At 54.2% G+C, this 26,642-nt stretch carries 26 protein-coding genes; 7 read left to right on the top strand and 19 right to left on the bottom strand.

Annotated features, from left to right (window positions below; all coding sequences use genetic code 11):
- Positions 1–140: 140 nt before the first annotated feature.
- Entirely contained in the window at positions 141–1,091 is a 951-nt protein-coding gene (locus tag ACR0D6_RS21935; RefSeq protein WP_480767094.1) for a hypothetical protein, read from the bottom strand.
- Between the two features lie 366 nt (positions 1,092–1,457).
- On the opposite strand from ACR0D6_RS21935, the gene ACR0D6_RS21930 reads away from it, so the two are divergent.
- Positions 1,458–3,662, top strand: a complete 2,205-nt coding sequence (locus ACR0D6_RS21930; protein WP_480767093.1) for a hypothetical protein — start codon at positions 1,458–1,460, stop codon at positions 3,660–3,662.
- A 233-nt stretch (positions 3,663–3,895) separates the two neighbouring features.
- On the opposite strand, the gene ACR0D6_RS21925 is transcribed toward ACR0D6_RS21930, so the two are convergent.
- Positions 3,896–4,114 (bottom strand): hypothetical protein, encoded by a 219-nt coding sequence (locus ACR0D6_RS21925; RefSeq protein WP_480767092.1) that lies wholly within the window; start codon positions 4,112–4,114, stop codon positions 3,896–3,898.
- A 60-nt stretch (positions 4,115–4,174) separates the two neighbouring features.
- On the opposite strand from ACR0D6_RS21925, the gene ACR0D6_RS21920 reads away from it, so the two are divergent.
- Together ACR0D6_RS21920 and ACR0D6_RS21915 are read left to right on the top strand one after the other, a co-directional pair.
- The gene (locus tag ACR0D6_RS21920) at positions 4,175–4,855 is read left to right on the top strand and encodes an IS6 family transposase (RefSeq protein WP_480767119.1); all 681 of its coding nucleotides are present in this window, start codon (positions 4,175–4,177) and stop codon (positions 4,853–4,855) included.
- 257 nt (positions 4,856–5,112) lie between these two features.
- Positions 5,113–6,168, top strand: a complete 1,056-nt coding sequence (locus tag ACR0D6_RS21915; protein WP_480767091.1) for a tyrosine-type recombinase/integrase — start codon at positions 5,113–5,115, stop codon at positions 6,166–6,168.
- A gap of 376 nt (positions 6,169–6,544) precedes the next feature.
- Here the strand turns inward: ACR0D6_RS21915 and ACR0D6_RS21910 are convergent, their stop codons facing one another.
- On the bottom strand, positions 6,545–7,519 hold the full coding sequence (locus tag ACR0D6_RS21910) for a ParB/RepB/Spo0J family partition protein (protein WP_480767090.1): 975 nt from the start codon (positions 7,517–7,519) through the stop codon (positions 6,545–6,547).
- Entirely contained in the window at positions 7,516–8,718 is a 1,203-nt protein-coding gene (locus ACR0D6_RS21905) for an AAA family ATPase (RefSeq protein ID WP_170637909.1), read from the bottom strand. The genes ACR0D6_RS21910 and ACR0D6_RS21905 overlap by 4 nt, the downstream gene beginning before the upstream one ends.
- Positions 8,719–9,328: 610 nt before the next feature.
- Between ACR0D6_RS21905 and ACR0D6_RS21900 the strand changes: the two genes are divergently transcribed.
- Positions 9,329–10,357, top strand: a complete 1,029-nt coding sequence (locus ACR0D6_RS21900; protein WP_480767089.1) for a RepB family plasmid replication initiator protein — start codon at positions 9,329–9,331, stop codon at positions 10,355–10,357.
- A gap of 183 nt (positions 10,358–10,540) precedes the next feature.
- Here the strand turns inward: ACR0D6_RS21900 and ACR0D6_RS21895 are convergent, their stop codons facing one another.
- The 8 genes from ACR0D6_RS21895 to ACR0D6_RS21860 all read right to left on the bottom strand — a co-directional run bounded on the left by ACR0D6_RS21895 (position 10,541) and on the right by ACR0D6_RS21860 (position 19,643).
- Positions 10,541–11,470: a nucleotidyl transferase AbiEii/AbiGii toxin family protein gene (locus ACR0D6_RS21895; protein ID WP_480767118.1), complete on the bottom strand. Its 930-nt coding sequence runs from the start codon at positions 11,468–11,470 to the stop codon at positions 10,541–10,543.
- Positions 11,460–12,281: a type IV toxin-antitoxin system AbiEi family antitoxin domain-containing protein gene (locus tag ACR0D6_RS21890; protein ID WP_480767088.1), complete on the bottom strand. Its 822-nt coding sequence runs from the start codon at positions 12,279–12,281 to the stop codon at positions 11,460–11,462. Before ACR0D6_RS21890 ends, ACR0D6_RS21895 begins: the two co-directional genes overlap by 11 nt.
- 379 nt (positions 12,282–12,660) lie before the next feature.
- Positions 12,661–13,797, bottom strand: coding sequence for a CaiB/BaiF CoA transferase family protein (locus tag ACR0D6_RS21885; protein WP_480767087.1), 1,137 nt, complete (start codon positions 13,795–13,797; stop codon positions 12,661–12,663).
- The gene (locus tag ACR0D6_RS21880; protein WP_480767086.1) at positions 13,794–14,990 is read right to left on the bottom strand and encodes an acyl-CoA dehydrogenase family protein; all 1,197 of its coding nucleotides are present in this window, start codon (positions 14,988–14,990) and stop codon (positions 13,794–13,796) included. Before ACR0D6_RS21880 ends, ACR0D6_RS21885 begins: the two co-directional genes overlap by 4 nt.
- A complete protein-coding gene (locus tag ACR0D6_RS21875) occupies positions 14,990–16,543 on the bottom strand; it encodes a class I adenylate-forming enzyme family protein (protein ID WP_480767085.1) in 1,554 nt (517 codons plus the stop codon). Before ACR0D6_RS21875 ends, ACR0D6_RS21880 begins: the two co-directional genes overlap by 1 nt.
- Before the next feature lie 143 nt (positions 16,544–16,686).
- A complete protein-coding gene (locus tag ACR0D6_RS21870) occupies positions 16,687–18,210 on the bottom strand; it encodes a tripartite tricarboxylate transporter permease (RefSeq protein ID WP_480767084.1) in 1,524 nt (507 codons plus the stop codon).
- A gap of 10 nt (positions 18,211–18,220) precedes the next feature.
- Entirely contained in the window at positions 18,221–18,676 is a 456-nt protein-coding gene (locus ACR0D6_RS21865) for a tripartite tricarboxylate transporter TctB family protein (protein WP_480767083.1), read from the bottom strand.
- Between the two features lie 22 nt (positions 18,677–18,698).
- On the bottom strand, positions 18,699–19,643 hold the full coding sequence (locus ACR0D6_RS21860) for a tripartite tricarboxylate transporter substrate binding protein (RefSeq protein WP_480767082.1): 945 nt from the start codon (positions 19,641–19,643) through the stop codon (positions 18,699–18,701).
- A 158-nt stretch (positions 19,644–19,801) separates the two neighbouring features.
- Here ACR0D6_RS21860 and ACR0D6_RS21855 point away from each other — a divergent pair, with 158 nt between their 5' ends.
- Both ACR0D6_RS21855 and ACR0D6_RS21850 read left to right on the top strand, forming a co-directional pair.
- Positions 19,802–20,392 (top strand): MarR family winged helix-turn-helix transcriptional regulator, encoded by a 591-nt coding sequence (locus tag ACR0D6_RS21855; RefSeq protein ID WP_480767081.1) that lies wholly within the window; start codon positions 19,802–19,804, stop codon positions 20,390–20,392.
- A gap of 51 nt (positions 20,393–20,443) precedes the next feature.
- Positions 20,444–21,223 carry a phosphosulfolactate synthase gene (locus ACR0D6_RS21850; protein ID WP_480767080.1) on the top strand — a complete coding sequence of 260 codons (780 nt, stop codon included), beginning with the start codon at positions 20,444–20,446 and terminating at the stop codon, positions 21,221–21,223.
- A 263-nt stretch (positions 21,224–21,486) separates the two neighbouring features.
- Here ACR0D6_RS21850 and ACR0D6_RS21845 read toward each other — a convergent pair whose 3' ends face one another.
- The 6 genes from ACR0D6_RS21845 to ACR0D6_RS21820 all read right to left on the bottom strand — a co-directional run bounded on the left by ACR0D6_RS21845 (position 21,487) and on the right by ACR0D6_RS21820 (position 24,957).
- A complete protein-coding gene (locus ACR0D6_RS21845) occupies positions 21,487–21,960 on the bottom strand; it encodes a GNAT family N-acetyltransferase (protein WP_170410345.1) in 474 nt (157 codons plus the stop codon).
- Positions 21,961–22,036: 76 nt separating this feature from the next.
- A complete protein-coding gene (locus ACR0D6_RS21840) occupies positions 22,037–22,408 on the bottom strand; it encodes a VOC family protein (RefSeq protein WP_170689461.1) in 372 nt (123 codons plus the stop codon).
- A 48-nt stretch (positions 22,409–22,456) separates the two neighbouring features.
- Complete coding sequence (locus ACR0D6_RS21835) at positions 22,457–23,134, bottom strand: methyltransferase domain-containing protein (RefSeq protein WP_480709940.1); 678 nt, start codon at positions 23,132–23,134, stop codon at positions 22,457–22,459.
- 29 nt (positions 23,135–23,163) lie between these two features.
- The gene (locus ACR0D6_RS21830; RefSeq protein ID WP_085824872.1) at positions 23,164–23,583 is read right to left on the bottom strand and encodes a DUF6326 family protein; all 420 of its coding nucleotides are present in this window, start codon (positions 23,581–23,583) and stop codon (positions 23,164–23,166) included.
- A gap of 62 nt (positions 23,584–23,645) precedes the next feature.
- A complete protein-coding gene (locus ACR0D6_RS21825; RefSeq protein WP_480709939.1) occupies positions 23,646–24,302 on the bottom strand; it encodes a DUF2306 domain-containing protein in 657 nt (218 codons plus the stop codon).
- A 34-nt stretch (positions 24,303–24,336) separates the two neighbouring features.
- Entirely contained in the window at positions 24,337–24,957 is a 621-nt protein-coding gene (locus ACR0D6_RS21820; RefSeq protein ID WP_170689464.1) for a class I SAM-dependent methyltransferase, read from the bottom strand.
- Between the two features lie 189 nt (positions 24,958–25,146).
- On the opposite strand from ACR0D6_RS21820, the gene ACR0D6_RS21815 reads away from it, so the two are divergent.
- On the top strand, positions 25,147–26,061 hold the full coding sequence (locus ACR0D6_RS21815) for a LysR family transcriptional regulator (protein ID WP_170689465.1): 915 nt from the start codon (positions 25,147–25,149) through the stop codon (positions 26,059–26,061).
- Between the two features lie 201 nt (positions 26,062–26,262).
- On the opposite strand, the gene ACR0D6_RS21810 is transcribed toward ACR0D6_RS21815, so the two are convergent.
- On the bottom strand, positions 26,263–26,642 hold a 380-nt coding region (locus ACR0D6_RS21810), incomplete at its 5' end, for a hypothetical protein (protein WP_480767079.1).

The following is a 26,642-nucleotide window of genomic DNA, read 5'->3' as shown; positions in this document are numbered from 1 at the left end:
GCTTGCATCCAGGCTTTTCGAAGTCTCAGCCAAGGGTAGGCATAGATCCAGGGATGGCCGCGACAAAGAGGCGCCTAGTTTTGCGGGGCAAGCCGCGAGCTGACTACTTTGGATCGCCCCACATCACAACGCGATACGTGTTATCCGACGCGGTTTGACACGAAGGCCATGGGCGCCTTTTCGGCGACTATGCTGAGATCCGGTACACTCTTCTTTTGACCTTCCCTCCGACGGGCCAGAAACTCAGGTAGCCGGATCTCACCAGGGACCAGGGCTGGAACAATCGGCATCTGATCCATGTAGAGCGCAACAAGCTCAGATTTTGCGATCGACGGTACGGCGGCGGTGTCCAGACGAACCTGGTCGAAATCGATCTGTTCGAACAGGGCGCGCAGATGAACCGCGGACCGGTTCGCCCGGATGAAGTAATGCGAGTTGGCGCTGCCGGCATCGGCGACGTCCTTGATGCGGCCTGCATTGGCGCCGATGCGCTGGATGGCGAAATTCGCCTCTTCCCGCGCGCAGAACTCGAAATCCGGGTGCGTGGTGCCGGCTTCTTCAATTCTGCGGGGTGTCTCCCTGCGTTCCCAGATCTGAAACTCGCATGGCACCGCATAGGGCTTGCCTTCGAACAGGAAGGACTTCCGGGGCAGGGGGCGGCTGGCCGTAAGGTGAAAGCACGGATCGAGCCGCGTCTGAATGCTCTGCTTACGGAAACTCAAAGGCACGATAAAGGCGATGGCATCGGCAAATTCTGCCGCGTGATTGAAGAACTTCACGGCTGTCCGACTTGCTTTGCCGAATGGCGGATTACCGATCACCAGGCAGGTCCCGGTCTCTGCGGGCGGCTGCCAGGTCAAAAAATCGGCCTTCTCGACACCAGCGTCTTTGGGGTCGATATCCAGCGCGATGTGGGACCCGTTGAGCAGGTTGGAAAATGCGCCGCTGCCGGCGGAGGGCTCGATCACCAGTTCCAGGGCCAAGTGCTCGAGATGCTCTTTGGCGAACAATACACAGTCCGCTGCGATCGCGGGGTCGGTGTAGAACTGGTCGAGGATGCGGGCCGTGGAACGGGGTGTTTTCGATGTCATGGTTGATGTCCTTGCCTTGTGTGCGCAGGACATCGGTTCGTTTGCCAAAACACGGAAACGCGTTTCGAAGATTTTAATTGAATAAAATCAGCGTATTGAAAGAAGTTTCTGAAAATCTCCGATTCATATTTGCTCGGGATCAATTCTCATTGCCGATGAAAAGGGGCAGGGCGCATAGGCTCAATGGCCGCTGCAAACAGTTGCGATGCGAATGAAGGCTCGCAGTGGACGCGCGTGATCGAGAAATGGCAAGAAAACATCATTTAGCCTGAATTGTGCCTTCAATTCTCGCCTCATGATTATTACGCGAGCGCGTAGCCGTACCGACAGGCGGCGGGCCTGAAGACATAAAGCAGAAGACCACCCATGCAGGACATTGACTGGCGTAACGCCAAGAGGGCTCGCGAAGAGCTTGAGGGCGAAATTTCCGATTTTCTACGAAAAGTCGTAGATGAACCGGAGAAGGCAGATGGCAGCAAAATTGCTCTTGGGCTGAAGGTGTCCGCCGGGCTGGGCAAAACCAGTAGAACGCTTGAGATGCTTAGGAAATACGGTCGATCCATCCTGACCAAAGGGCATATTCTGTTTTATGTCCCGACGCTGGATCTCGCCGATCGTGCCGCAGAAGACTTCGCGAAACTGGGGAGCGGGATACCCAGCTTCGTTCTGCGCGGGCGCGAAGCCGATAATCCGAAAACCGGTCAGCCCATGTGTGAGCGCAAGGAACTGGTCAGGAAGATCACGGGCCGCGTCCCATCCATCACAAAAGCCCTGTGCCGGGTTGAAGAAGAAGGGGAAACCATCGCCGCGCCTTGTGCCACAAACTGCCCCTATTTTGATCAATGGGACACAAATAAGCATAGCATCATTTTTCTGGCTCACGCTTACCTGACTTTACCGCCTATCGTGCCCGGGCCGGTTGCTCTGCGTATCATCGACGAGAAATTCTGGCCCAGCATGATCCAGACGGTGACACTTCCTCTTGAAACATGGTCGTCGCCGGGCCCTAAGGACATTCCTGGTGAGCATGAGAAATCCAATAAGACTGTGCGGCGAACAGTCCGGCATGCCCTAGAAGACGCAGAGCCCATTCATACCGCGCTGCGAGATCAGAACATCACCAAAGAGCATCTCGACATCCTTGCCAGTCACGCAAGCAACACAGCGCATTCGCTCTCGATCAACCCCACCACGGATGAAAAGGAAATCGAACGACAACTCCAACAGGCAAGTGAAACTGATGCTGGCGCCGCTCAGACGGTGGCGCGCATATTCGAGTTGTTGGCGGACACATCCGAGAGGGAGACGACGGAGCGCCTGAGCATTTCAGAAGAGAAACAGGGCGGCAAACGAACTCTTCTTCTGAATGCACATCTTCTCAGGGAACTACCTGATGACGCACCGGTTCTCTTCCTTGACGCCGATCTGGACGAAACCATCGTCAGGAAGTTCCATCCCGGTGTGGATTTGATCTCGCTGCACGCTTTACCGCAGGCGGAGATTGTGCAGATCAGCGATCTGACAATGTCCACACATGCTTTGACAACAAAGCCCGGAGCAACAGAACTGCGGGGCAAGCTGGCAGAAATTATCAGCCGCGAGGTCTCGGTGACATCTGAGCGGGGTCTTGAAACCCTTGTGGTCGCCACCAAAAAAGTGCTGAAGGCGCTTTTTGACGACGCCGATATCGAGTTCGACGAAGAGGCTAAGGCGCTCCCGAGACTCCATGGCGCGGTAGCTCGATGGTTTGGGCCAAGGATGTTGGGTGTCAATGATTATGCAAAATTTGGCACAATCATTCTCATTGGCCGCCTGCAGTCGGATGTCGCTTCCATGAACAATGATCTTCGGGCGGTGTTTGGGGACAGCGATGTCCCGCTTGAATTTGCGAGGGACAGCAGGCTTGTCCGAGGGTATCGACCGTATCAGTTCCGATCGGCTCATGAGAAATCTGGACCAGGAGAGGTGCAAGTCCATCCTGATCCTCGGGGAGATGCCCTGCTGCAACAGATGCGGGAGGCGCAGTCCAGCCAGGCGATCGCGCGCCTGCGTCTGATTTCCAACTATAGGCCCGGTGCCAAGCGGGTCATGAATATCTGCAATATTCCATTGCTGGACTTGCCGGTGGATCACCTTGTCGACTTTGAGGAGCTGTGGCGTGGAACGTCACGCCACTACGAAAAGCTGAAACGCGCAGTGCTAAGCAGCAAAAGCGGGTCCTTGCAAGGACTTCGGATATCCAGACCAGGTCTCGTCGAGGACGCGCCCCATGAATTCAAAGCAAAAACGTCAGGCGAAAATTTCAGAAAAAATGTCAAAGACAAAATGGTCCTGACGACACTGCGGGAAGTCGCGCGGGATCACGGGTTGGCGGCAACCCCCGTCAAGCTCTCAAACCTGTCTGGCGGAGGTCGTCCGACGCTGGCCGTTGTGTTCACGGATGAAGAATATGCTCTTCAAAAGGCGGAAGCGTTATGGCCCGGGTATGCCTATTCCGTCATCGACTGGCCCGAGGACGCGATCCAAACTCCGTCGGAAGAGGAATCCGAGGCAGTGCTCGAGGCAGTCTAACCACCGCCTTTCCAACTCAGCCCGCAGCGCTTCGGAGCGTTCCCTGACATATCCTCAGTCGAGAACCTCCGAAAGTGCCTTACGAGCCAGCTTGTCCAGATACTGCCGAGATGCGTAAAAGATACCTTGCGGTATCAAAAAGCGCTTGTGGATCCCCTGAAAACGAAGGGAAGGGTGCCAAAACTGTGTGATAAGCATTCTCACCGTTTCGGCACCCTCATTGGGTTTTCGGGTTACCAGTTCGCGTCGTAGGCCGCAAAAATCACTCTGTCCCCGACGATGATCGGATTGCCCGGGAACGGGTTCTTGGGTGCGAGACCCGCGCGTTCCAGCTGATACTGATCATTGACCATGGCGAAGCCGTGCTGCACGGCGTCGCTCTCGCTGGACAACGGATCGGCCGAAGGCGTGCCAATGACATCCGGCCGGTTCTGTTGCAAAGTTTTGACCATTGGCGGTCATGGATGTAGCGAGCGAATAGCTCGCTCTAATTTATGGTCGAAAGCTGGCTCATGATCTCTTTCAAAGGCGCACAATATCCTAGGGACGTCATCCTGTTCGCGGTCTTCTTCTATGTTCGGTATGGCGTGTCATATCGTGATCTGGAAGAAATCATGCATGAGCGAGGCGTTGCGGTGGATCACACTACGCTGAACCGTTGGGTGTCACGGTATGCAGGCGCAATCGCTGAAGCAGCGCGTCGTCGTAAGGGTCCGAGCGACCGCTCTTGGAGAATGGATGAAACGTACATCAAAGTGAAAGGCACGTGGGTCTATCTCTATCGCGCTGTCGATAAACACGGCAAAACCCTGGATTTCATGCTGTCCGAGCGGCGAAACAAGCCAGCCGCAACAAAGTTCTTTGCCCGAATGCTTGAGGTCAACGGCCTACCGCGAAAGATCGTTATCGACAAAAGCGGGGCGAACACAGCTGGCATCAAGGCGATCAACAAAATGCTCAGAGGCTTTGGTTGCCCCATCCCGATAGAGATGGTCAGGCAGAAATATCTGAACAACATCGTAGAACAAGACCATCGTTTCATCAAAAGACGAACACGCCCGATGCTCGGCTTCAAGTCCTTTGCATCTGCATCCGCAACTCTTGCAGGGATCGAAGTGTCGCACATGATCCGTAAAGACCAATTCACGCCTGGAATCTGTCCGTTCCGTCAATTTGCGGAATTGGCTGCTTAACCCGCAGGGGCAGCGCGGTACCTGCACTCAGCAAGAAACTTTGCAACAGAACCCAACAGAGCCCTTCAGTCTATTGGACAACGGAGTCAGCTATACATCTGTTTTTTATGCTGTTGCAACCTCCATCCCCGCCTTACGCGCAATATTCATAATTTTTGCACGTTACCCTAAACACAATATCAAATACCTATTACTCTCGATAAGTACCGCTTATCATGTTATTTGAAATCTGATCCAAATTGACGCAGAATGGGTACATGAAGCCCCCTGCCCCATATCTCCCGGCCGCCTCCCCTGCCCTGTCTCAAACCGATCAGGAGGCGCTCACTGATCTTTATGTACGCGGCACACCGGAAAACACGCTACGGGCATATGAACGGGATCTGCTTTATGTCACCGCCTGGAAGTCCGCGCGGTTCGCAGCGACGCTGGACTGGCCGGAATCTGAGGCCACCGCCCTCGCCTTCATTCTCGATCACGCCCGCGATCTGAATGACGCACCAGAAACGGATGTGGCGCGCGAAGCCGCAGAAGCGCTGATTGCTCAGGGGCTGCGCAAGTCCCTCGCCTGCCCTGCCCCTTCGACGCTGGACCGGCGCATCGCCTCCTGGCTTGCCTTTCATCGAATGAAGAACCTGACCAGCCCTTTCGGTGCGCCGCAGGTGAAGCAGGCCCGTGCCAAGGCCCGCCGCGCCGCCGCCCGGCCCCCTGCCCCAAAATCGCAACACCCGATTACTCGCGATGTGCTCGAGCAGTTGCTGTCCACTTGTCGAGGGTCCCGGCGGGATTGCCGCGACCGCGCCATCTTGATGCTGGGTTGGGCTTCTGGTGGTAGACGGCGCTCGGAGATCACCGGGTTGATGTTTGAAGACGTCTCGTTGAAGGAATTCGACGAGAAGAGTCTGGTTTGGATTTCGCTGCTGGAGACCAAGACGACAACCAAAGGTGAAACGCCGCGGCTGGTGCTGAAAGGCCGCGCAGCCCAGGCGCTGGTCCATTGGATCGAGGTTGGCGGGATCGAGGATGGCCCATTGTTCCGCCCAATCTCCAAGGCCGATCGGGTGCTGAAACGTCGCCTTTCCGCTGATGCGATCTACCAGATCGTCAAACACCGCGTGAAACTGGCGGGCCTGCCTGAAGACTTCGCCTCGCCGCACGGTCTGCGTTCTGGGTTCCTAACCCAAGCTGCACTGGACGGCGCCCCAATTCAGGCTGCCATGCGCCTCTCGCTGCACCGCTCCATGGCCCAGGCACAAAAGTACTATGACGACGTCGATATCACCGAAAACCCGGCGGCGGACCTGTTGGGGTAACCGTTCGCCAAAAAACCAACTCGCACCATAAGGCCGCCCTACTCCCTGCCCACAGCTCCGAACCCGAATATTCGCTGGCAAGAATTCGATTGCGCATTAGTTGGATTCGTTTCTGAAGCGTGATCGCTCATCTGGATTCCATTCAAGTTACGCAGATCAAATTCCAATCTTCAGCTATTGGACTTGTCGCGGATGAAAGCCTCTTCAATGGCTGAGGTAAATGTTTCGGTTGCGCCGGCAGATATGCAGCCAGTTCGAGTGGTTAAAACGACCTCTGAGTGAGGGGATTACCAAAATTGCCAATTGGCAATTTTTTCGAAAGACCGACATTGCAGGGAAATTGCCAATTGGCAATTTCCAGTTTCGCTTCAGTAGATCAGTCTCGATCTGTGTCAAAATGCCTGTCCAAGAAGATCAAAAAGACCTCTTGCAGTTCATCTTTGCGTACGTCGGTCGGAAACTCTAACACGATCTTTTTGCCTTTGCGCTTGTATGTCATCGCAGGCTTTTCGGGTGACGATTGAAGAGTCACTGAATCTGCTTTTGTCGAAGCAGGAGGTTTCAACGCTGCCTTGAAGATATTCATGACCTGCACGCCGTCACGGCTGACCCCATCCGTTGCCATCTGCCTCGCAGTTTCTAACAGTTTCTCACGATCCTCGGGCCGACCCAGAAACGGTTTTAGCGTACGGGCGTGCAGTTCTTTGATCTCTCGGATCGAAGGGAATGCCTCAACGATCTCGTTCGGCAACTTGGCCAGTTGCAGATAACGTGAAAGCCAAGCCTCACTGACCTCTAGCCGTACGGCCATCGCCTTTTGCTTACCACCGTAGTAACGAGTCACAGCGTCTGCATAGTCACGAGCACGCTCATAGTCGGAGATATCTTCTCTGTCGCGGTTCTCGATATCGCCCAATCGAAAAGCTTCTTCATCGGTCAACTCTCGAACATCCACCAAGTAGCGAAACTGTGGATAGTTATTTGCGCGTAGCCAGTTGATTGCAAAATGCCGCCGTGCACCGCAAATCACTTCATACGGCTGATTTGGATCGCTTGTCTTGCGCACGATAGCTGGAAACTCTTGCCGACCCTGACTGCGGATTCCGTCAATCAAATCTCGACAGTTGTCCTCTGATAGTAGGTCATACGCCCGGTTATGTCGCTCCCACATACGGCATTCTCCGGGATCAACCCACCTCAGGGACTTCTCCTCGATATCCCCCGACATCCGTTCCGCAACCCTGTTAGAGCGGTTTAGAAAGCGAGCGCCAGCGCGTTCGGCTTTGGGGGCAGGGCCGCTATCGAGACCGCTTAGTACGTCATCGAAAATTGCGTCATGTTTCTTGCTCATAACACTCCCTCCTTGCGCAATGCAGCATGGTGACTGGGCCAGGTTTTGCGCATCAAAACTTCAACCTCGCGTCCCACCGCGTCCAGATATGCCCGACAGCGTTTGTGGGTTTCTGTACGAGCTGCTGGTCCTGTAATCTCGTACACCGTGCCCAAGTTCGCTGTGGCGTTATCAATCTCGGCGCTGTCTTTCAGAACACTGGCCAACATGTCTTGGGGAAAAACCGCGTCCATCATTCGTTTGATGGCTGCATGCGCAGATTTGTTGTCGTTCATTTTGGTGGCCAGAATCTTGACGAATGAATAATCACGAGCTCCGCCATGTTGAGCTAGTTCATTCAACGTTGCGCCCATCATCTTCAAAAAATGGGCAGTAGATCCAAAGTCGATATTATTCGGCGGGGCAGGGATCACCATCGCGTTTGCTGCTCGAAGCACTGAAAGAGAAATCATTCCCAGCGCAGGCGGCGGGTCTAGAAGGATTACGTCGAATTGATCGGCTATGGTGCTGATCCCATCTCGCAAACGGTCCAACACAAAAACTTGATCCCTGGCCATCCGAGCTGCGAATTCATACTCAGCGTCATAGAGACCGAGGTTTGCAGGGATGAGCGCAATGCCAGGCCAATACGTAGCGCGTAAAGCATAATGAAGCGTCTGCGGCCCACCATGCTGAAAGAATGGGTAAAGCGTATCTTCAGTCTCATCCACGTCAATGTCAGGATTCAGGCCAAAGATCGAAGTCGTTGAAGCTTGGCTGTCGCAATCGATAACGCAAACTCTATAGCCTTTAAGCGCGAGGAACTGGGCAAGATGGGTCGTTACCGTCGACTTTCCAACGCCACCTTTGAATGACTGAACTGACAAAACCAGTGTTGGATCATCTGTTGCACGATGAGGTAGTGTACCGAACACTTCCCGCATCCGGTTTATGTCAGACAGTGAGTACCCGGTCCTTCTTCCAGTGACTGGGTCTTTTTCCGGCTCAGGCAAGCGGCCGTCCGCTTCAGCATCACGGATTAACTTCTCTGATCGACCTACCATCTCGGCAGCGGAGCGAACATTAAAATTTAGGTTTAGCGTTTTCTCAGTGTCAGGGGAGAATACTCGATCGCGCAATCGCTCCATCACGGTACTTGCACGATCAGATAGTTGCTCAATCTCTTCCAGCCCAACAGGGGGCAAGGGGGAGGTGGTCATAGGTTTTGTCCTGTAGAAATCTGCCTTTCGTGAATCATGCCCGGAATGGTGAATCGGCTCAAGTGTGGTTTTTGAGGCAGATCACGTAAAAAATGGGAAATTCGAAGGCAAAGGCCACAGGAGCGGAAATTGGGGGTAACCGAAGGTCATTAGTAACAACATTCTAACTCAGAACATCTAATACGGGTGAAGTTGATGTCTGACGATGTTGCCTGGTACCAATCCCCCAAAAAACCAAATATAAAAAACAATCTTGTTCAAGATTCTTGGATTCAATTGTTCATACGAGTGTTATTGCTTTGAAATCAATGCTTTGTGGTATGTTTCCCTTACATATCGGGCGCAAATCCTTACAGATTGGGGTGCTTTGCCTTACGTTTCGGATGGTTAAAGCTTACATTTCGGGATGGGCCTAAATCCTACTTTTGGGGACGGGTGAGGTGATTCGAAAAACCCTTGTTTTATTGGGGTTTGTGAGACTTCCTTCGAATCACGCGAGACTCGATGCTGATTCGAAAAATTACAGATTGGGTGCTGGACCGAGACAACAGTGATGTCTATGCTTACATCATACGCCATACAAAAGTAATAATTAGGTGTTGGGCAGTACATGTCAAAAAAACCATACCGCACTTTGGACGCACGGCCAAATTCTGAAAGCCTGGTCAAGCCTGGTGAGCTTGTTGACGTGATTGAGGTAACACCGCTGACGCTTAACGATCGGCGGATCTACAATCAGCTTTTGGAAAACGCTTGGGATGCGATCGACAAGCCTGTCAGCCATGTTATTCAGAAATCCATGCTGCGTGGGTCACATAATTCGAACGACAGGGTAGGGGAGTCTATTGAGCGATTGATGTCCGCCATTGTGAAAGTGGAAGTTGTATGGGATGGCGAACCTGCGGTCGAGCGGGTCCAGTTGTTGGGTGGCAACGTGGAAACAGTGCGAAGCGACGGGCTAATTGAATACGAGATCCCAGCGCGGTTGCGCAAAATTATTTCCAATTCGACAGTTTTTGCCCGTTTACAGCGCGAGATCATGTTCGCACTGAGTTCGAAATATGCGCTGACGTTGTATGAGATCGTACAGAAGCGCGGCAATTTGCGCTGGCGCTCATCCGAGAATTTTTCCGTCGATGATCTGCGCGGCATTCTAGGTGTACCAAAGGGTAAGCTAACCAACTGGAGCAACCTGAAGCTACGCGCGATCGAACCTGCAATTGCTGAAGTCAATGCGCTGTCGGATTACATGGTGGCGATCGATCCAATAAAGACCGGGCGCCGTGTGACTCACGTCGAATTGCGCTGGTGGAAAAAGGACGGAGAAGGGCAGGGGGCTGCGGAACGTGCTCTAAAATTTTCGTCCGTTGGACGTAAGGCAAAAGCACAAAAACAGGAAGAAAACGTTCAAGTGCCTGTTGCTCCAAGCATCAAGCCGCGTCCGGCCTGGCTAGAAAAAAGAGGTGACGCCTTAAAGACCGAAACCTACGAAACTGCTCGTCTGCGCCATCCGGGGTATGACATCTACTACATTGAGGGCCAATGGCGTGACTGGTCTGCAGGAATGGAACCACCCAAAGATCCCGACCGTGCATTTCTCGCGTACATTCGGAAATTCGCTGAAGCCAACCCAATTTGACTTCCTTACGGCTTACCTAACGATTGACGATTCTTGACCTGATGACAGGTGGCTCCCATAACGGAGAAGAATGAGCCCCCTGAATCGTAATGGGATGTTCGAATTTCTCGGCATTATACGCAGTGACAATAAGCGGCGCGGAAATGTCCCCGCGCTTTCAATTGGTCGGACTCTGAATTTCAATCAGTCGAAGAGGCGACCTAGGAGTTTCTCGAGTTCTTCCCTTTGCTCGACGTGCTTTTTCGGGTTGTCCCGGATCAGGCGCTCCAGATTGAGAAGCTTCCAACGCACGGCGGGAAGATTGGCGGCTTGCGGTCGATCTATTGCGGCGAAATCCGGCGCGCCATCCTGCAGACTGAGCAAGAATTGTCTGGTGGGTTTGTCGAAGCGAGATTGGATATCCGCAATCAGTTGGTTGCGCGTCGTCAGTAGGTCATCCAGGCCGACGGCTGACTTAGTCATGCCCTCGAACTCACGCACATAAGGTTGATCTAGGGCGATCAGGTTGGGATTCAGCAATTCGTGTGCCGGACGTGCCGAACAGGCGATGTAGATCAGGAAAGTCCGGAACAGATCATCCGTCAGTCCTTCGTGTTCGTAGAGCAGCTTTACATCATAAAGATCGCGTGGATGCTGGCGATCCACGGCTGCGTGGAGCTTACCGCCGAACAAATCTTCGAATGAGACGATCTGCATTTCTGCATAGCCAAACGCGTCTGCTACGGCGTCGGAGACCGCCCGGGTTTCGGGGTCATGAACAACGCCGCGTGTGACAGGCGAGGTCTCGATTTTGACTTCTGCACCTTCCAGACGCGCAAGCACGCGGGTGGCGCCGCCCCCACCTCCTTTTATTCTTTGAGCCTTCGCCCCGCTGATACCCTTTTCGATCGACTTAGCGATACGATCCATGGCTTCGTTGATCTCGGCGAGGCTCTGTTCACGCTCTTTGATCGGCAGATATGTCAGGTCGATATCAACCGAGAGTCGCGGTAGATCGCGATAGAAGAGGTTGATTGCTGTCCCGCCCTTGAGCGCGAATATCTCTTCCTTCGCGACGTAAGGCAATACACGCACGAGAAGGGCGACCTGGGATTCATAATTCCTACGCGCCATTTTCTGCCCCTGTCGTGACGAACTCTTCGGGTACCATGATGCGATATCGCGGATGTATCCGGCCACCTTTGACCAATGCTCGATCCCCCGTCCCGAGGTTGAAGGCGTCAGCATCAAGTCGTTTGCGCCAGGGGTGATTGTGGCGATCCGCAAAAACGAAGAAGAGGCGCCTGACCTTTATTTTCCTGCAGCTCAGCAAAAGTGCCGAGAGCATCTTTGGTCGTAACGTCGTCAAACCCTCGAACACCATGTCGAGGTTGTGAAAACTCTCATGGCCCGGCAATTCGTCCATGGCTTCCATGACCGCCCGTTCGGGGACCGACATGCGCAGTTGCCAGTCCCACGGGAGGGAGTTTTCAGATTTTATGTCGTCATTTGTAACGCCAAGTGCCTGGTCAGCGAACAGTGACGTATTGCGCGTTTCGATAGGTGCGTTGAGTGGCAGCTTAATGAGCCAGTTGGGTATTTTGTAGCCATAGATCCAGACGGGGGCGTTGTTGCCCAAACGCAGGTAGTGGTCGTAGCCCTGTTGTGAGAGAGCGGTTTTTCCGCCGACATGAATATCATAGCCCATGATATGTTGCATCGAGATCAGGCAGGCCTTCCAGTCAACGGTGTTTGATGCGGGCGGATTGGGAACAGGTCGGCGGAAAACGCCGCGGTGAACGCGTTCGAGCCAGCCCCGTTTTACATAGTCGCGAAAGGTTTCGTAGGCTATGCCATGGGCGGTGAGCCAGTTGGCATCGACGAGATATCCCGCAGGCACCGAGTCGAGAACTTTCTTCAGATTTTGCGATCTTCCAGTGTTCATGACGCCCTAGATCATATAATTTCAAAGAAAAGGCAAGAGGATCTCTTTGAAAAGTACATCTTTAAAGCGTCTATAGCGCTGAAAATAACACATTATTAAAAACACAGCGCCACGCGGAAACCCATCGGAATACCCGGGATAAATGGAAGATTCCGGTGCCAAGGGCGGGAAACAGACATTCGCTGCGGGCGCAAGTTGAAACCAGCGGTGGTAGATAACCATCGCTTGGTTTCCCATGAAACCACACCGTGCCAAACAGCACTTGGGCGCTTAACCGCCCAACCACTCTTAGCTATCAGTAAACCCGGAAAATGCATGGAGTGTGCAGCGGGTCGTCGCAGTTCTCGACCCACTGCCCCATCACAAAGACGCTCGAAGCCTACAGCTTTGAGGTCTCCTGGGAAGCAACTTGCAATCCATCAAGCAACTCACCCGTGTTTTCGCCCAACTTTGGGGCTGGAGACAATACAGAGCCTCGGTCCTGCGAGAACGAAACAGGAAAAGCAGGATACTTGAACCCATTTCTTTCTTGTACCAACTCGCGTTCGACAAGATGGGGGTCACGAAGTAGTTCCAACCCCTGATAGACAGTGCCCCAGGCCGTATCTACGTCCCGAAGGATCTCTTCCCATTGCTTCAAACTGTTCTGCTTGAATTGTTCAGCCAAAAGGCTTTGCAAAGCGTGTTTGTCTTTGTCGCGACCGCGTCTGGTTTGAAAGACCTCACTGCGAAGAGGATGCCCTTGGGGTGAAATGGCTTCGACCAAGTTGACCCAGAACTTATCTTCCAGTGTTCCGATTGTGATGAATCGTCCGTCGCTGGTTTCGTACATTTCGCTGTCCGCCATAACGTGCCCAAACTGTGCCGTTTTCTCTGGCATCATCCCGCCACCAGCAAGAAGCAGCATCAGTGACCAGTTTGCGATCCCATCGAAAATGTTGGCATCGATGTGGCATCCTTTACCGGTTTTTTGCGCTTCTAGCATTGCCATCGACGTGGCGTATGCGGCGTTAACTGAAGCCAAGGTGTCAGCGAGCCGTACATTTGGGCGAGAAATCCGACCGTCCAACTGCGAGGGAACTGAAAAGTATCCACCAACGGCCAAAAAGTTCAGATCATGTGCAGCCCGGTCCCGATATGGGCCATCTTGCCCAAACCCAGAAATCGAGCAATAGACGAGCGCCGGGTTAACGCTTTTTAGCTGGTCGTATCCGACGCCCGCCCGATCCATGACACCAGGACGAAAGCCTTCGACCACGGCGTCTGCATCTTTTGCGAGTTCGAGAACTGTATCGGCAAAGCCAGGCGACTTCATGTCGAGGACGATGGACTTTTTTCCAGCGTTTAGCTGGTCGAACAAGAAGACGCTTCGCTTGCGCACCGGGTCGCCTTCGGGTCGCTCAACTTTGATCACCTCGGCACCATATTGGGCCAGCATTGATGTACAAAACGGCCCAGGCAGAAGCATCGAAAAATCCAGGACGCTCAGTCCGGCAAGTGGTTGGGGAAAGCTCATTTCGGCACCTTCATTCCTTTGGGCAGCAAAAGTTCCTTTGCAATCGTGCTTCGCTGGATTTCACTTGTTCCTGTGACAATCCGGTACATTCTGAGGGTTCGGAAAATGTACTCCGGTGCTCCTCCCTTGAGCAGGCCGACGCCTCCATGGACTTGGACGGCACGGTCGGCGATCTCGAATGCCTTCTCGGAACAGAACACTTTGGCCATGGATGCTTCCTTGCGGATATCGTGCCCGGCATCATGTTGGGCGGCTGCGTCCAACATCATGCTGTGGGCCGCAAAAAGGTCGGTCGACATATCCGCAATCATGTGCTGAATCGCTTGAAACATACCAATAGGCTTGCCAAACTGCTGTCGTGTTTGGGCCCTCTGGATGGACAGCTTGGTCACCAGTTTAGCTTGGCCAAGCATTGTTGCGCAGTGCAACAGCCGATTGACCGTAATCCGTCCCATTGCCAGTTTGAACCCGGCTCCTTCTTCACCGATCAGGTTGGCGGCGGGAACGCGTGCATCTTTGAAAATCAAATCTGCATGTGACTGTTGACCGGTCAGAACCTCGTAGTCGGTTTTGACCGTACAGCCCGGGCCGTCGAGATCGACAAAGAATGCTGAGATGCCACGTGCTCCCGCTTCAGGGTCCGTTACGGCCAGAAGGATCGTGAAGTTTGCGTAAGGCCCGCCGGAAATAAACCGCTTATGCCCGTTAATGACATATTCATCGCCATCTCGTACGGCCTTGGTTTTGATCGAGGTTGCATCCGATCCTGCCCCTTGCTCGGTAAGAGCAAAGCAAACGTTCTTTTCTGCGCTGCTAACTTTCGACAGGAACCTTTCGACCTGATCGTCTGTCGCAACTTTGAACAAGTGGCCCACGCGAGGTGGACCAGTCAATTCACCCAAGACATGAGCAACAAGTTGCGAGCCATGCGAATATGCTTCGCATTTTACAGCACAAAAATCTCGTGTGGACAGGCCAGCCCCACCCAACTCCTTGGGTAGCAGCATTGAGTAGTGGCCAGCCTCAGTGGAGGTTTTCCAAACCTTTTCAAGAAGGCTTCTTTCCGGCTTTTCACCCCACTTGAGGCCAGCTTCCTGCTCCATGGGAATGATGACGTCGTCCAGAAACGTCAGAAGTCCGTCAAGCACCTCTGCGGCACGCTCGGATCCTCGGAAATCAGAAGGCACTTTCATTAGTTCACCTTTCTCTGAGTGTTTTGCCAGTAGGCTTCGCGAACCTGTCGGCGCACGACTTTGCCATTGGGGTTTTTGGGAAGTTCAGTGACGAAATCCACGCTTCTTGGGCGTTTGAAGCCGGGCAGCTTGTCCGCACAAAAGGACATGACTTGCTCGGGTGTCAGCTCGTGCCCAGGCTTGGCCACTACTACCGCTTTGACTGCTTCGCCCCATTCTTCGTCTGGTACGCCAACAACGGCTGCTTCAAAAATCCCTTCGTGCTGGTAAAGCGCCTTTTCAACCTCGTTGGGGTAGACGTTGAAACCACCCGAAATGATCATTTCCTTTTTGCGGTCGACAATGAAAATGAAACCCTCTTCGTCGACGGTCGCGAGATCACCCGTCAGATAGTAACCTTCTTTCATGACCTCTGCGGTCAGTTCGGGGGCGTTGTAGTATCCGGCCATAACGTCAGGCCCCTTTACTACGATTTCCCCGGTTTCACCTGGAGCCACGTCATCAAAGTCGTCGTTTACGACCCGAACTTCGGTATCGAAATAGCAACGGCCACAACTGGCGAGCCGCTTTTTGTCCCCGGCCATCGCTTTGATGTGGTCTTCCTCGGTCAAAACAGTGACAGCGCTGCAAACTTCGCCAGCGCCATAGCCCTGGGATAGAATCGGACCGAACAATCCAAAGGCTTTTTCAACCAATGCCGGAGCCATCGGAGCCGCGCCATAAGATACGTTGCGCAGCGAACTCAGGTCATATTTTTCAACGCCGGGATGGTTCACAATGCGATTGACCATCGTGGGCACCAGGATCAGGCGTGTGACCTTTTCATCCTGGACCGTCTGAAGCAGGTCATCTACGTCGAAGCCATTCTTCATCAGATTGCAGGCACCGACGCGTAGCAGACCCATCATTTGCATGCCGCTCGCATGCGTGATCGGCCCGACATGCGCCAAAACGTCATGGCTCTCAATGCGGGCCGAAGGCAGCATGGCGCTTTTGCGCACCAAGGCTCGGCGACCGCCGTAGGTCTGCATGGCCGCCTTGAGCACCCCGGAACTACCGGATGTGTAGTGCAAAACTGCCGTGGCCGAGTCGTCAGGATTTGCGTTTTCCCATTCCGCCGATCCCTTATCGATCAAAAAGTTATAGCTCACGTCACCCGTGTCGGCCCAGAACGCCACTACGGTTTCCAAAGTTGGCATTTCCGAACGCCGGGCGGTCAGTGCTTTGGCATGTTGTGGACCACAAATAATCGCCTTCGGTTGGCCATCGTTGATCACATGGACTGTCTCATCAATGGACAGCCGGGCATTGATTGGCACCTTCACCATGCCCGTTTTGTACAAGGCCACTTCTGCCTCGAGCAGCTCAAGCGCATTCGGCCCTTGCACGGCAACATGGTCGCCTTCCTTAAGCCCCAAATCAGCAAGGCTTGAGGCCAACCGGTTGGTCCGTTCTTCGAACTCTCGATACGTAATGCGTCGGTCTCCGTCTACGACGGCCAGTCGTTCGGGCCAGTATCGCGCCGAGCGTTTGACAATATCCCCAAGGTTCATTGTGGGTCACCTTTCTTTAGTTGTTTCAGAACACAGTCAGAGGAGCGGCGGGCAACATTGCCGCCGTTCTGAAATTTCCTTCTGCGTCAGGTTTGTTTGAGTGGTTGCCACGATCCATCCGAAACGGATCGCGCAGCTTTACATCACGTCTTGTTCAGCGATTTCATTTCTTTCATGAGCACTCGCTTTTGCCTGTAGAGAAAGTAGAGAAACACCAATGTCACCAGCATCATTACGACCGCGAATGGGTGCTCTGCCAATCCTCCAATCGGGTCTCGGTGAAGAATGGTAACAGCGCCACGCAGATTTCGTTCGAATGTGTCACCCAGCACCAATCCGATAATGAAGGCGATGGTTGAATAGTCGAAGCGCCGCATCAGATAGCCAAGAGCCGCAAAACCGACCATTATCCCGACACCCAGCAACCCAATACCAGCCGAGATGTAGACGCCGGTGAAGCACAGAATACCAACTGTCGGAAAGACAATTACGCCGGGTGTGGACAGAACGGTGGTGAAGAATCTGAGACCAACTTGACCGCTTAAAAACGTCAGGAAGTTGGCGATCAACATCGAAACGAACAGTCCAAAGATCAGCAACGCGTCATTGTCAAAAACGCCTGGGCCTGGTTCCACCCCGTGAATGACGAACGCGCCAATCAGTAAGGCGGAAGTGACATTGCCGGGAATGCCAAACGTCAACAATGGGATGAGATTGGCACCGTTCACGGCCGAGTTCGCAGATTCGACTGCTCCAATACCCTCAAGGGATCCCTTGCCGAACTGCTCGGGCGTCTTGGAGAAACGCTTGGCGAGGCCATAGCTGATGAAAGCTGCGACCGAGCTTCCAAGCCCTGGGAGCGCGCCGATGCCAGTTCCGATGACAGCTCCACGCGCGACAGAATACCTGGCGCTCCAAAACTCGCCAAAGGAAAGACGCCTATCTTCCTTTGTCCCCATTTCGGAAATCACGGCTGCTGTGGAGCCCTCGGCTCGACCTTTCTGAAGCTGGATAAGAACTTCGGGCACGGCCAGCAATCCCAGAGCTGCGGCGACAAGCGGTACGCCATCACTCAGTTCCAGAACACCAAACGTGAACCGTTCAGCAATGCTCCCCTCGATTTCGCCAACTTGCGCAACAAGCATACCAAGCATGGTGGCAATCAAGCCTCGTACGAGAGACGAGCCGGCGATTCCGGCGACCATGGTGAAGGCAAACAACAAGACAGCAGTCTGCTCTACTCGTCCCATTTGAGATGCCAAAATTGCCAATGGCACTGCCGAAGTGATTAGGACGATGTCAGACAGAGTGTCGCCCGTTACCGATGAGAACAATGCCATTTTGAGAGCCTTCCGCGGTTTCCCTTGCTCTTTGGCCAAGGGATGCGCATCCAATGCGGTTGCTGCCGCAGAAGGCTCTCCGGGAGTATTCAACAATGTGGCCGCTATGGCACCACCAAAGCCGCCCCCCTTCATGACTCCGACCAACATGCCAATTGCAGCAAGTGGTTCCATGGTCAGGGTAAGAGGGATGGCAATCGCCATGGCCATAGGGGTATTCAGCCCCGGGATGGCACCGATGGTTATCCCCACCATTACGCCAACCCAGATGGCAACAAGATTCCAGAATTCAAACGCGCTTCTGGCGGCTTCCAGAATGGTATCCATTCTACTGTCCTCAGGGCAAAGTTCGTTCGAAAACGTAGCGGACGATTACAAAGATCACGCCGGGGCCAATGATCGATACTGCGGCAAGCACCCAAAGGGACGTCTTGGCATAAACTCGCACAAAAACGGCGGTTAGCAGCGGTGCGACAACCAGAAACGGGGCAAATTGCATCGCATAAACTGCCACTGCAATGGCCAAGAGTAGTCCACTCACAACCAGTGCTTCATCCATGGGAAAGGGCGATGCGTCTGGCTTCGTCTGGGATGCTTGCTTCAACCCATTAAACACCTGCAATGCCCCAAGACCGATCAGGGCCAGTGCAACGAATTTCGGCATCGTTGATACCGGCAATTGCAGATCCGTATCTTCATCCACAAAACCAGGTATCAACCAAGTCCACATAAGTGCGCCAAAAGCTATGGCGATTAGGCCTCCGACAGTATCCTGAGACTTCAAGCGTGACATTTTTCGCCCTTTCCCGATGACATTACTGACCTGACGCCAGAGCCTTCATGGCTTCCAGGGTCTCAAGCAGTCGAGCGTTGGAGGCTTCAGTATTTCGTGGCAAGTATTCGTGCCCCAATTTTTCTATGAGAGCTTTGATGTCGTCCTGAGCCAGAGCCTCTTGAACCGATACATCGATTTTCTTGACGACCGCGTCTGGTGTTTCTGCGGGAACAAAGAACATGTAGCTTGAAGAGACATCGAATTCGTACCCAAAGTCGGCCAGCGTCGGTAAATCCGGTGCTGCTGCCAGTCGGTTAGGAGTGAAGGTCGCTAGAGCAACGATGTTTTTATCTTTTGCGACAAGACGCAGACCGGAAGCTCCGCTGGCAACCATGTCAGCATCACCTGCGATCAATGCTGCACGGGTTTCTGCACCGCCCTTGGCTGCGATGCGATCCAGCTCGAAGCCTTCTTTTTTGGCAATTGCCTTCATGACCAAAAGGTCCACCGGAGAAAGAGTGCCGTAGCGAATGAAACCGTCGCTCTTCGCCTTTTCGACCAAACCTTTGAAGTCGCCGTAATTGCTGTCGGCTCGCGCAAGCAGGATAAGGCCGGCCTCATTGATCATGCCCGGTGTCTTGAAATCCTCGTGTGTGTAATCGACCTTGCCCAATAGAGGCGCAAGGGTGAAGGCAACGGTGCTGCCGAAGCCAATAACATAACCGTCCGCTGGCTTGTTTTGGACGAACTTCGCAGCAACTGTTCCACCGCCGCCACCGCGATTTTCAACAATGATGGATGTCCCCAGGCTTTCTTCCATCTTTTGAGCAATTGCCCGGGTCATGGTGTCCATCCCGCCTCCGGCACGAGATCCCACCACGATTGTAATCGGGCTATCGGGGTATTCGGCAACGACCGGTTGAGCTGCAACACTTGCGGCGAATAGGCCGGCAGCCAAAGCGAATAGCTTCATTGGCATTTTCATCTGAGTTCCTCCATCTCAAGGACAACAGGCATTTACGGTTAGAATAACCAGCACTTACCGTTGCCATGGGAACGTTGGCAACACAACGTTCTGCAAACAACGTTGACATGCTCAGTCAAACAGTGCAAGAATATTTTTGAGATACCTAGGGGCAGATGATGCAGGATGATCCGCAAGACGTTGTGAACAAAATGAAAAACTCCAGAAAAAGGTTTCAGAAAGACACCTTGCAGGAAGTGGAGAGCTCAATCTCGCAGACTCACATTAGCCGGAATCTGAAGCTCATTTCCGGCATGTGGTCCCGCCTGAGTTCGGAGATCTATGGAGAGCTTTTTGGGTTGGCCGTACCCGAGATTCGGGTCATTTGGGCCCTTTCCCGGGCCTCTGGACTGACCGGGTCCGAACTCTCCACCAATACAAAAATGGACAAAGGCTCGACCAGTCGAGCGGTTGCATTCCTGGTGGAACACGGAATCTTGGTAAAAAAGGATGATCCGGGAGACAAGCGGCTTGTACGTGTTGAACTGACGCCCGAAGGTCATGTTTTGAGCCGGGAAATCGAGGCCGTTCGACAAGCCCGGCAAGCCGAACTGGCCAACGCCTTGGATAAAGACGAACAAGAGATGCTTCACTGCATCTTTGGAAAGCTCGAGCGCGCATTGCAAAATGCAAAATCCGCAGCCGACCTCCGCCGCGAAACGATTGGGGTGTCAACTAGCCGCCAGCCTGACGCAGAGCTTTCCGAATAACTGCAAACACATCGAAATGGGCCCAATGTGCCCAAACATGGAGCTAATGACGTGAACGCTCATACCTTTGAATCAATCACACTTCCGCAACGCAGCACCAAACCCCGCACAACCGGGAAAACTATGCTGATCGACTATGGGCTTCCAGTGTCTTTACAAGAAGACCTGATGGCGTCTCACAGCGGGATCATCGATCAGGCCAAATTTGCTGGAAACCTTGCTGGAATTCTCCCGCAAGAGGCTTTGAAATCAAAGATCGCGCTGTACAACTCCCACGGTGTTACCACGTTTCCAGGAGGTTTGTTTGCCGAGGTCGCCGTAAACACTGGGCGCTTTGAGGCGTTTCTAGAAGACTGTGAGCAGCTTGGTTTTGCGGGTGTTGAAGTGTCGAACATCCGAAGCGATTCCAACATCGGCTCAAAGTACGACGCTCTATCGCTGGCAGCAAAGCGTACTAATCTTGAAGTCATTGGAGAGGTTGGGCTGCACGATAGAAAGATGACAAGCGCGGAAATCATCACCGATGTTGTTCAGTGCTTCGAAGCAGGCGCTTCATTGGTGATCTTGGAAGACAAGGAGATCTTTTGTGGAGAGCAGCGTGGCGACGTCCTTAGAGAGCTTTCTCAGGTTGTAGATACAGACAGACTTATGATTGAGTTGCCAAAAGAGACTATTTCCGGAAATACAAAAGCTTACAGAACCGACGTGCTTCGTTGGCTTGTGCGCGAATACGGCCCCGAAGTCAGTTTGGGGAACGTCAATTGGGATGAGTTGTACCTAGTCGAGATGGTTCGGCGAGGAGTGTTGGCTGCGAAACCAGATCAAGGCTGAGAAATAGAACGCCAGGCAACAATCAAGTTGGGCAATTGGCTGTACAAAGCTTGCGCACCCGGGGCTCCATCTCGTCGAAAACTGATGACCTGGATATCGACGGAATACAGACTTCGGGCAAAGCGTTGTTCTCCCCCAGCTCAACAACCCCCTGGTATGAAGAAGCTGCATCGTAGCATGACTCGAGCATCGAATGTCCTGTTTGGGCCGCGAGTTACAACACACTCTGGAGCTGGCGATGTACCAGAAATCGGACAATGCTGTCACTCTGTCGCAAGTTGAAATTTGAGGAAGGTCGCGCCGTCATAATCGACTTCGCCAACCCGCCAAGCACCAAGTCTGTCGAGTGCCCGCAGGTTCGTGCGTGACGGTGGTAAAAGGAAGGTCACATACGGGATGCGTTCATCGGAAATTGCAAAGTCGATCGCCTTTCGCGAGATGCGCGGCCCGAGGCCAAACGTGTCGGGCCGCAAGACCAGTCCGAAATCCCACTCGACTCCTTCTTTTTGAAATCCACCCCAGCCGACATATCGGTCATCGGACAAAAATGCCCAATGCCCAAGTCCATCACGGCGCCAACACTCTTCCTTTTTGGCGACAAACCGCGCCACTGTCTCGGCATTCCAAGTAAATTTCAGAAGCGGCATATGCTCGGCCACACGAGGGTCGGACATGTGCGCCAAGATTTCGGCTGGGTCGATTTCCGACAATCGGACGAATTTTATTTCAGATCTCATTGCGGCGTCTTTCGATGTGCTCGTCGCTCATTGTCCTCTGAACGCGATATTTCAACAGCCAACTCTATGCCTGCTGTCACGCTGCGACATAGGCATTCAGTTTGTTGCCATCCAGATCCCGGAAATACCCTCCGTAGAAACCATGATCTCCGCGCGGACCGGGGGGGCCCTCATCTGTTCCGCCAAGTTCGAGGCACTTGGCGTGAAGCGTATCGACGGCTTTTCTGTTGGTCATTTTCAAAGCGACCATCACCCCGTTTCCAACACTTGCCGGTTCCCCATTGAACGGACAAACAAGGCATAACGCAGGCTCGGCCCTTGAGCGGCCCCATGCGGCCATATCGCCGTGTTTCCAAAGGCGGTTTGCGCCCACACTCGAAAACAAGGCGTCGTAGAATTTCAGCGCGGCCTCGAAGTTGTTGGTTCCGAGGGTAACATATCCGATCATGCTTGATCTCCGTAATTCTGTGGGCGTCATTTTCAACTTTAAGCCCGGCTACAAAGACACCTGGGTTGCTGCGCCAGACCGCCTTGCAAGTAAGGTCGAGGCCGGACCATGGCTCGGAATTGCCCGCACTTCAAAATTTTCGAAACGCTCGATTGCCTGCATCAATCGGGAGCGGGACATAAATCGGCCGGTCCCGCGAAACAAAAGCGCCTGGCGCATGAGGCTTCCGGCAAGACCACGGGCAGGCTCGTCCGCGCAAAACGCGAGACAAAGCGCGCCGCCGGCTCGAACAACCCTGCAAAGCTCAGTCAAAGCCAGATAGGGATCGGGGACGGTTTCCAAAGCCCAAGCACACGTCACAAGATCGAAGGTGCCATCCTCAAACGGCAGGGACTCCAACCGTCCTTGTATCTTTGGCACGGGAATGTCGGCGCAGCGTGCAAGCATCGACGCGGACGGGTCGAGAAGGGTCATCAAATTCGGGGGCATACCCTCGGCAATCAATGCACGTGCCAGATTGCCGGTGCCGCAGCCAGCATCCAAAAAACTCGAATTCGGCGACGCAAGTGCACGCACAAGGCCTTCCAGGGCGGCCTGCGCCTCGCCGCCTGCATGACGCAGCCAGCGATGATGAAGTTTGTCATAGCGAGGTGCGAGTTTGTCATAAAGATCGACCGCATCGTCTAAAGGCGTTTCTGCCAACATCTCTTTAGTCCTATTACTCATTCATAGTGTCCGCGGTGCGCACACGTTTTTTACGAAGAACTTGCGTCGGATTGCGGCGCGGTGTGTTCGTGCTCGGGCCACGTCCATGCAGTCCAGAGAATTGCCATTAGAGCCACGATCTCGATAGCGAGGTGGAAGGTGTCATCCATGTCGGTGGGGGCCGAGGAAAGGAGTGTACCCGTCGTGACGATCACTGCAAGGAAGGTGACAGGGCGACCGATCCTGCGGGTTAGCAGGAGCGAAAAGAGCACCATCGCAATCGGCACCTGGACGAGGAAACCGCCGAGAAGCATCAGCCCTTCGGTGATCTCGATGCCGTTATAATGGCCTGTCAGCAGCATCTCGATATGGGACGCGAGAACAAACTGGTGAATGTCGCGAAAGATGATGTTGAGCAGTATGAACAGCCACAGGGCCGACAGAAGAATATGGGGATCGAGCCGTCTCATTTTGGTGCCTTCTTTCTGTGTTTCTGGAGTTTGCCGGTGTCAGGCCGGGAGCACGATTGGGTTCAGATCACGGCACCGGATGTGCGCGTTGCAAAGGCGCGGGGGATCAGGAGTTCCGCAATCGCAAGGTTGATGGCCCACGCCCCAACCATCAGGAGGTCTCGCGAAAACCCCGACGGCTCAGTGTCGAAGAGGCCCATCGTGACCAGAAAGAGCGCGGTCTGCGTTGAGGCCCCTTGGCCGATGGCATAAGCGCGCTGCATCGCAGCGCGGTGCGCAGCGACGTTTCGCGACCGGATCGCGACGACGGCCCATGCGATGAGGGCGATCATCGCGAGGCTAAGCGTGACCCTCGCCCCATAAAGCAATGGTCCCTGCAGGGCGTCGGGAAATACGTAAGCTACGGTCATCCATAGCCCGGTAAGCGCGCTGACGCATCCCGCGGCCGCCACGATCCGCCCGAGGTTCCTGTGCAAGGCGGGGCGGTAGCGCCTCAGGCTCGGCAGAAACTGCACAGCCCCCACAAGGCAGAAAACTGAACTGCCGAGGATATGCAATGTTATCGGGAGGGGATCGATCACCGCACGCGGGTTCGGCGGTATGATCGCCGGAGCGCCGAAAAGTTCCGGAATCCGGACCAGCCCGACGACTGCCGGAATGAAAGAGTAGAGGAACACGAGGGCAAGGAACGCCCATTCGCGACGGCTGATAAAGTACATGCTTCAGTCTCTCAGAATAAGGTGTCGGTCTGCCTCAGGCGGGCTTGCGGGCGACGATAAAGGGGCTCAGTCGGTTCTTTCCGAAGTACCGCGTCTGCTCGATTTCGAACCCGGCCCGGATCAGGTGCCGGGTCAATTCAGCGCGACTCAAGATGATCACATTAGGCGCGATCCGCAGGGCCATGAGCAAACGAACCATGGCTCGCATCCAGCGCGGCGCGTCCTTCAGACAAACCGTCTTTGATATGAAGTGACCGCCGGGTTTCATTTGGTGGAATACTGAATCCAGCACGGTCGGCATGTCATCCACCAGGTGAAGCAGGCTGAACGCGCAAGCGACCTCGAACGGTTGGCCAGGAATGTGTTGCGCCGCCTCCGCCTGAAGAAATTCTGGTGTTCCCGCGGCATCGCCACCTGATCGTGACCGGGCGATCCGGATCATCTCGGCAGAGAGGTCGGTTGCGGTCACATGAGCGACGACAGGCGCGATCTTCCTGGCTGTGCCGCCTGTGCCGCAGCCGATTTCAAGAACGCGATCGGTCGATCGAAGAAGCGCAGTGACGCATTCCAGCTTTTCTTCGTAGGCGGTGACATCGGCAATAGGTTTCTTGGCGTACTTGGGCGCATGCCGGTCCCAGAAGGCTTGGGCAGTCATGTCGGTTTCCTTTGCGCGTTGCACTTCAGGTTTGAAGCGGCGCGGATGCGCCAGTCGTAAGAAACTGCGGAATGCATTGTGTCGCTTTCGATTGCAGAGACCGGGCCGATCTCGTTTCGCATCCGGTATCATCCATGCGCTCATAAAAGGTCGATTGCTTAAATTCGTCCACCTGCTATACGCTCATGAATGAACTGGCAGGCCGTTTCCTTCGATTGGAACCAGGTACGCGCCTTCCTCGCGACAGCGGAGGAAGGCTCGTTCAGCGGTGCGGCGCGCGTGCTGAAGACAACGCAGCCGACGATAGGGCGGCAGATCGGTGCGTTGGAGGAGGCACTTGGCGTCACGTTGGTAGAACGCAGCGTCCGTGGTCTTACCTTGACGGAAGCAGGGCGCGACCTGATTGATCACATGCGCACGATGGGCGAGGCTGCGACGCTCATCTCGATGGTGGCCGACGGTAAATCTCAGGATGTCACCGGAGAGGTCACGGTCACGGGAACGGACCTCTTGTCAGCAGCGATCCTGCCGGGCGTGCTCAAGCCGTTGAGACAGATGGCGCCGGGCATCCGCGTCCGCATTCTCGCGTCGAGTGAGATGCAGAATTTGACGCAGCGCGAGGCGGACATCGCGATACGCCACGTCCGCCCAGATCAGCCGGACCTGATCGCACGGCACTTGGGCGACTTTCGCGCCACTCTCTATGCCGCGACCGACTATCTCGATCGTGCAAGCCGCCCACGGACACCGCGCGATGTGGCCGCACTCGATTTCGTCGGCAATGCCGACCCCGAGCGGCTAATGGCCCCACTGCACAACATGGGCGTGCCCGTTCGTGCAGAGAGCTTCGTGATGTCGAGCGAGAGCGGTGTCGTCGCATGGGAATTGGTGAAAGCGGGCTACGGCGTCTCTATGCAGCCCGAAACGTTGGGCGAGGCTGAACCTGGCATAGAGAAGGTCTTGCCGGATTTCCCTTCGCTTGAGTTTCCAATCTGGCTGGTCACCCATCGGGAGTTACAGACCAGCCGCCGTATCCGGATCGTATTCGACCTGCTGGCCCGGGGTCTGTCAGACGTTGCGAAGCGCCGAAGTGGCGGCGATTGACATGTGTAAATGCGCCGATCCCGGAGCAAGTGAGGTCGCGTGGCAACAATTGAAGCTGCGGTTGCAAGAGTTCGTTTTGTCCGATGAGTGTACGCTAATGTTGGAAATGCTGCGCAGTTGATCAACGTCCGCTTTGTAGAAGCTGCATCGCAGCGACGTCTGTCGCTATAGAGGGCAGCTTTGGGCCGGAGCATTTTTGCATCAGGCATCCGTCATATGCTGGACCAGTGCGGTCAGCTGTCTGTCGCCGTAGCCATCGTCCCAAGCCGTTTTGGTGCGGTCGTGCATCAACTGGATGAATTCAGCGGGCGCCTTAAGTGAGTGATAGGTCTTCAACGCGTCCTCTTGCGCCATCGCGTAAACCTTCAGGGAGGCTTCCGCACTGTCGTAATCCTCAACCGGAACAGTTCTGGTAAAGAGGTCATGGTAGTCATTGACCAATTTGATTGTAGCAGGGAGTTGGTCGACATAAACCTGCATCGGGATGCCCGCTTTCTGGCAGACAAGTGCACCGTAGATCATTCCGAACATGAACCCCTGCCGAACCGTGAAGAGGCCGGCAAAGAGCGCGGCAAGTGCCG

This window comes from Ruegeria sp. BJ6, from assembly GCF_056537885.1.
This window is presented reverse-complemented; position numbering and strand designations above follow the sequence as displayed.

Bases quoted from the DNA above. Each gene is read 5' to 3' on its own strand.
- ACR0D6_RS21860 (WP_480767082.1), bottom strand. From the start codon at position 19,643: ATGAAAATGCCAATGAAGCTATTCGCTTTGGCTGCCGGCCTATTCGCC.
- ACR0D6_RS21905 (WP_170637909.1), bottom strand. From the start codon at position 8,718: ATGACCACCTCCCCCTTGCCCCCTGTTGGGCTGGAAGAGATTGAGCAA.
- ACR0D6_RS21925 (WP_480767092.1), bottom strand. From the start codon at position 4,114: ATGGTCAAAACTTTGCAACAGAACCGGCCGGATGTCATTGGCACGCCT.
- ACR0D6_RS21815 (WP_170689465.1), top strand. From the start codon at position 25,147: ATGAACTGGCAGGCCGTTTCCTTCGATTGGAACCAGGTACGCGCCTTC.
- ACR0D6_RS21825 (WP_480709939.1), bottom strand. From the start codon at position 24,302: ATGTACTTTATCAGCCGTCGCGAATGGGCGTTCCTTGCCCTCGTGTTC.
- ACR0D6_RS21920 (WP_480767119.1), top strand. From the start codon at position 4,175: ATGATCTCTTTCAAAGGCGCACAATATCCTAGGGACGTCATCCTGTTC.
- ACR0D6_RS21885 (WP_480767087.1), bottom strand. From the start codon at position 13,797: ATGAGCTTTCCCCAACCACTTGCCGGACTGAGCGTCCTGGATTTTTCG.
- ACR0D6_RS21870 (WP_480767084.1), bottom strand. From the start codon at position 18,210: ATGGATACCATTCTGGAAGCCGCCAGAAGCGCGTTTGAATTCTGGAAT.
- ACR0D6_RS21830 (WP_085824872.1), bottom strand. From the start codon at position 23,583: ATGAGACGGCTCGATCCCCATATTCTTCTGTCGGCCCTGTGGCTGTTC.
- ACR0D6_RS21845 (WP_170410345.1), bottom strand. From the start codon at position 21,960: ATGAGATCTGAAATAAAATTCGTCCGATTGTCGGAAATCGACCCAGCC.
- ACR0D6_RS21910 (WP_480767090.1), bottom strand. From the start codon at position 7,519: ATGAGCAAGAAACATGACGCAATTTTCGATGACGTACTAAGCGGTCTC.
- ACR0D6_RS21930 (WP_480767093.1), top strand. From the start codon at position 1,458: ATGCAGGACATTGACTGGCGTAACGCCAAGAGGGCTCGCGAAGAGCTT.
- ACR0D6_RS21900 (WP_480767089.1), top strand. From the start codon at position 9,329: ATGTCAAAAAAACCATACCGCACTTTGGACGCACGGCCAAATTCTGAA.
- ACR0D6_RS21835 (WP_480709940.1), bottom strand. From the start codon at position 23,134: ATGAGTAATAGGACTAAAGAGATGTTGGCAGAAACGCCTTTAGACGAT.
- ACR0D6_RS21865 (WP_480767083.1), bottom strand. From the start codon at position 18,676: ATGTCACGCTTGAAGTCTCAGGATACTGTCGGAGGCCTAATCGCCATA.
- ACR0D6_RS21855 (WP_480767081.1), top strand. From the start codon at position 19,802: ATGCAGGATGATCCGCAAGACGTTGTGAACAAAATGAAAAACTCCAGA.
- ACR0D6_RS21820 (WP_170689464.1), bottom strand. From the start codon at position 24,957: ATGACTGCCCAAGCCTTCTGGGACCGGCATGCGCCCAAGTACGCCAAG.
- ACR0D6_RS21840 (WP_170689461.1), bottom strand. From the start codon at position 22,408: ATGATCGGATATGTTACCCTCGGAACCAACAACTTCGAGGCCGCGCTG.
- ACR0D6_RS21935 (WP_480767094.1), bottom strand. From the start codon at position 1,091: ATGACATCGAAAACACCCCGTTCCACGGCCCGCATCCTCGACCAGTTC.
- ACR0D6_RS21890 (WP_480767088.1), bottom strand. From the start codon at position 12,281: ATGAACACTGGAAGATCGCAAAATCTGAAGAAAGTTCTCGACTCGGTG.
- ACR0D6_RS21895 (WP_480767118.1), bottom strand. From the start codon at position 11,470: ATGGCGCGTAGGAATTATGAATCCCAGGTCGCCCTTCTCGTGCGTGTA.
- ACR0D6_RS21915 (WP_480767091.1), top strand. From the start codon at position 5,113: ATGAAGCCCCCTGCCCCATATCTCCCGGCCGCCTCCCCTGCCCTGTCT.
- ACR0D6_RS21875 (WP_480767085.1), bottom strand. From the start codon at position 16,543: ATGAACCTTGGGGATATTGTCAAACGCTCGGCGCGATACTGGCCCGAA.
- ACR0D6_RS21880 (WP_480767086.1), bottom strand. From the start codon at position 14,990: ATGAAAGTGCCTTCTGATTTCCGAGGATCCGAGCGTGCCGCAGAGGTG.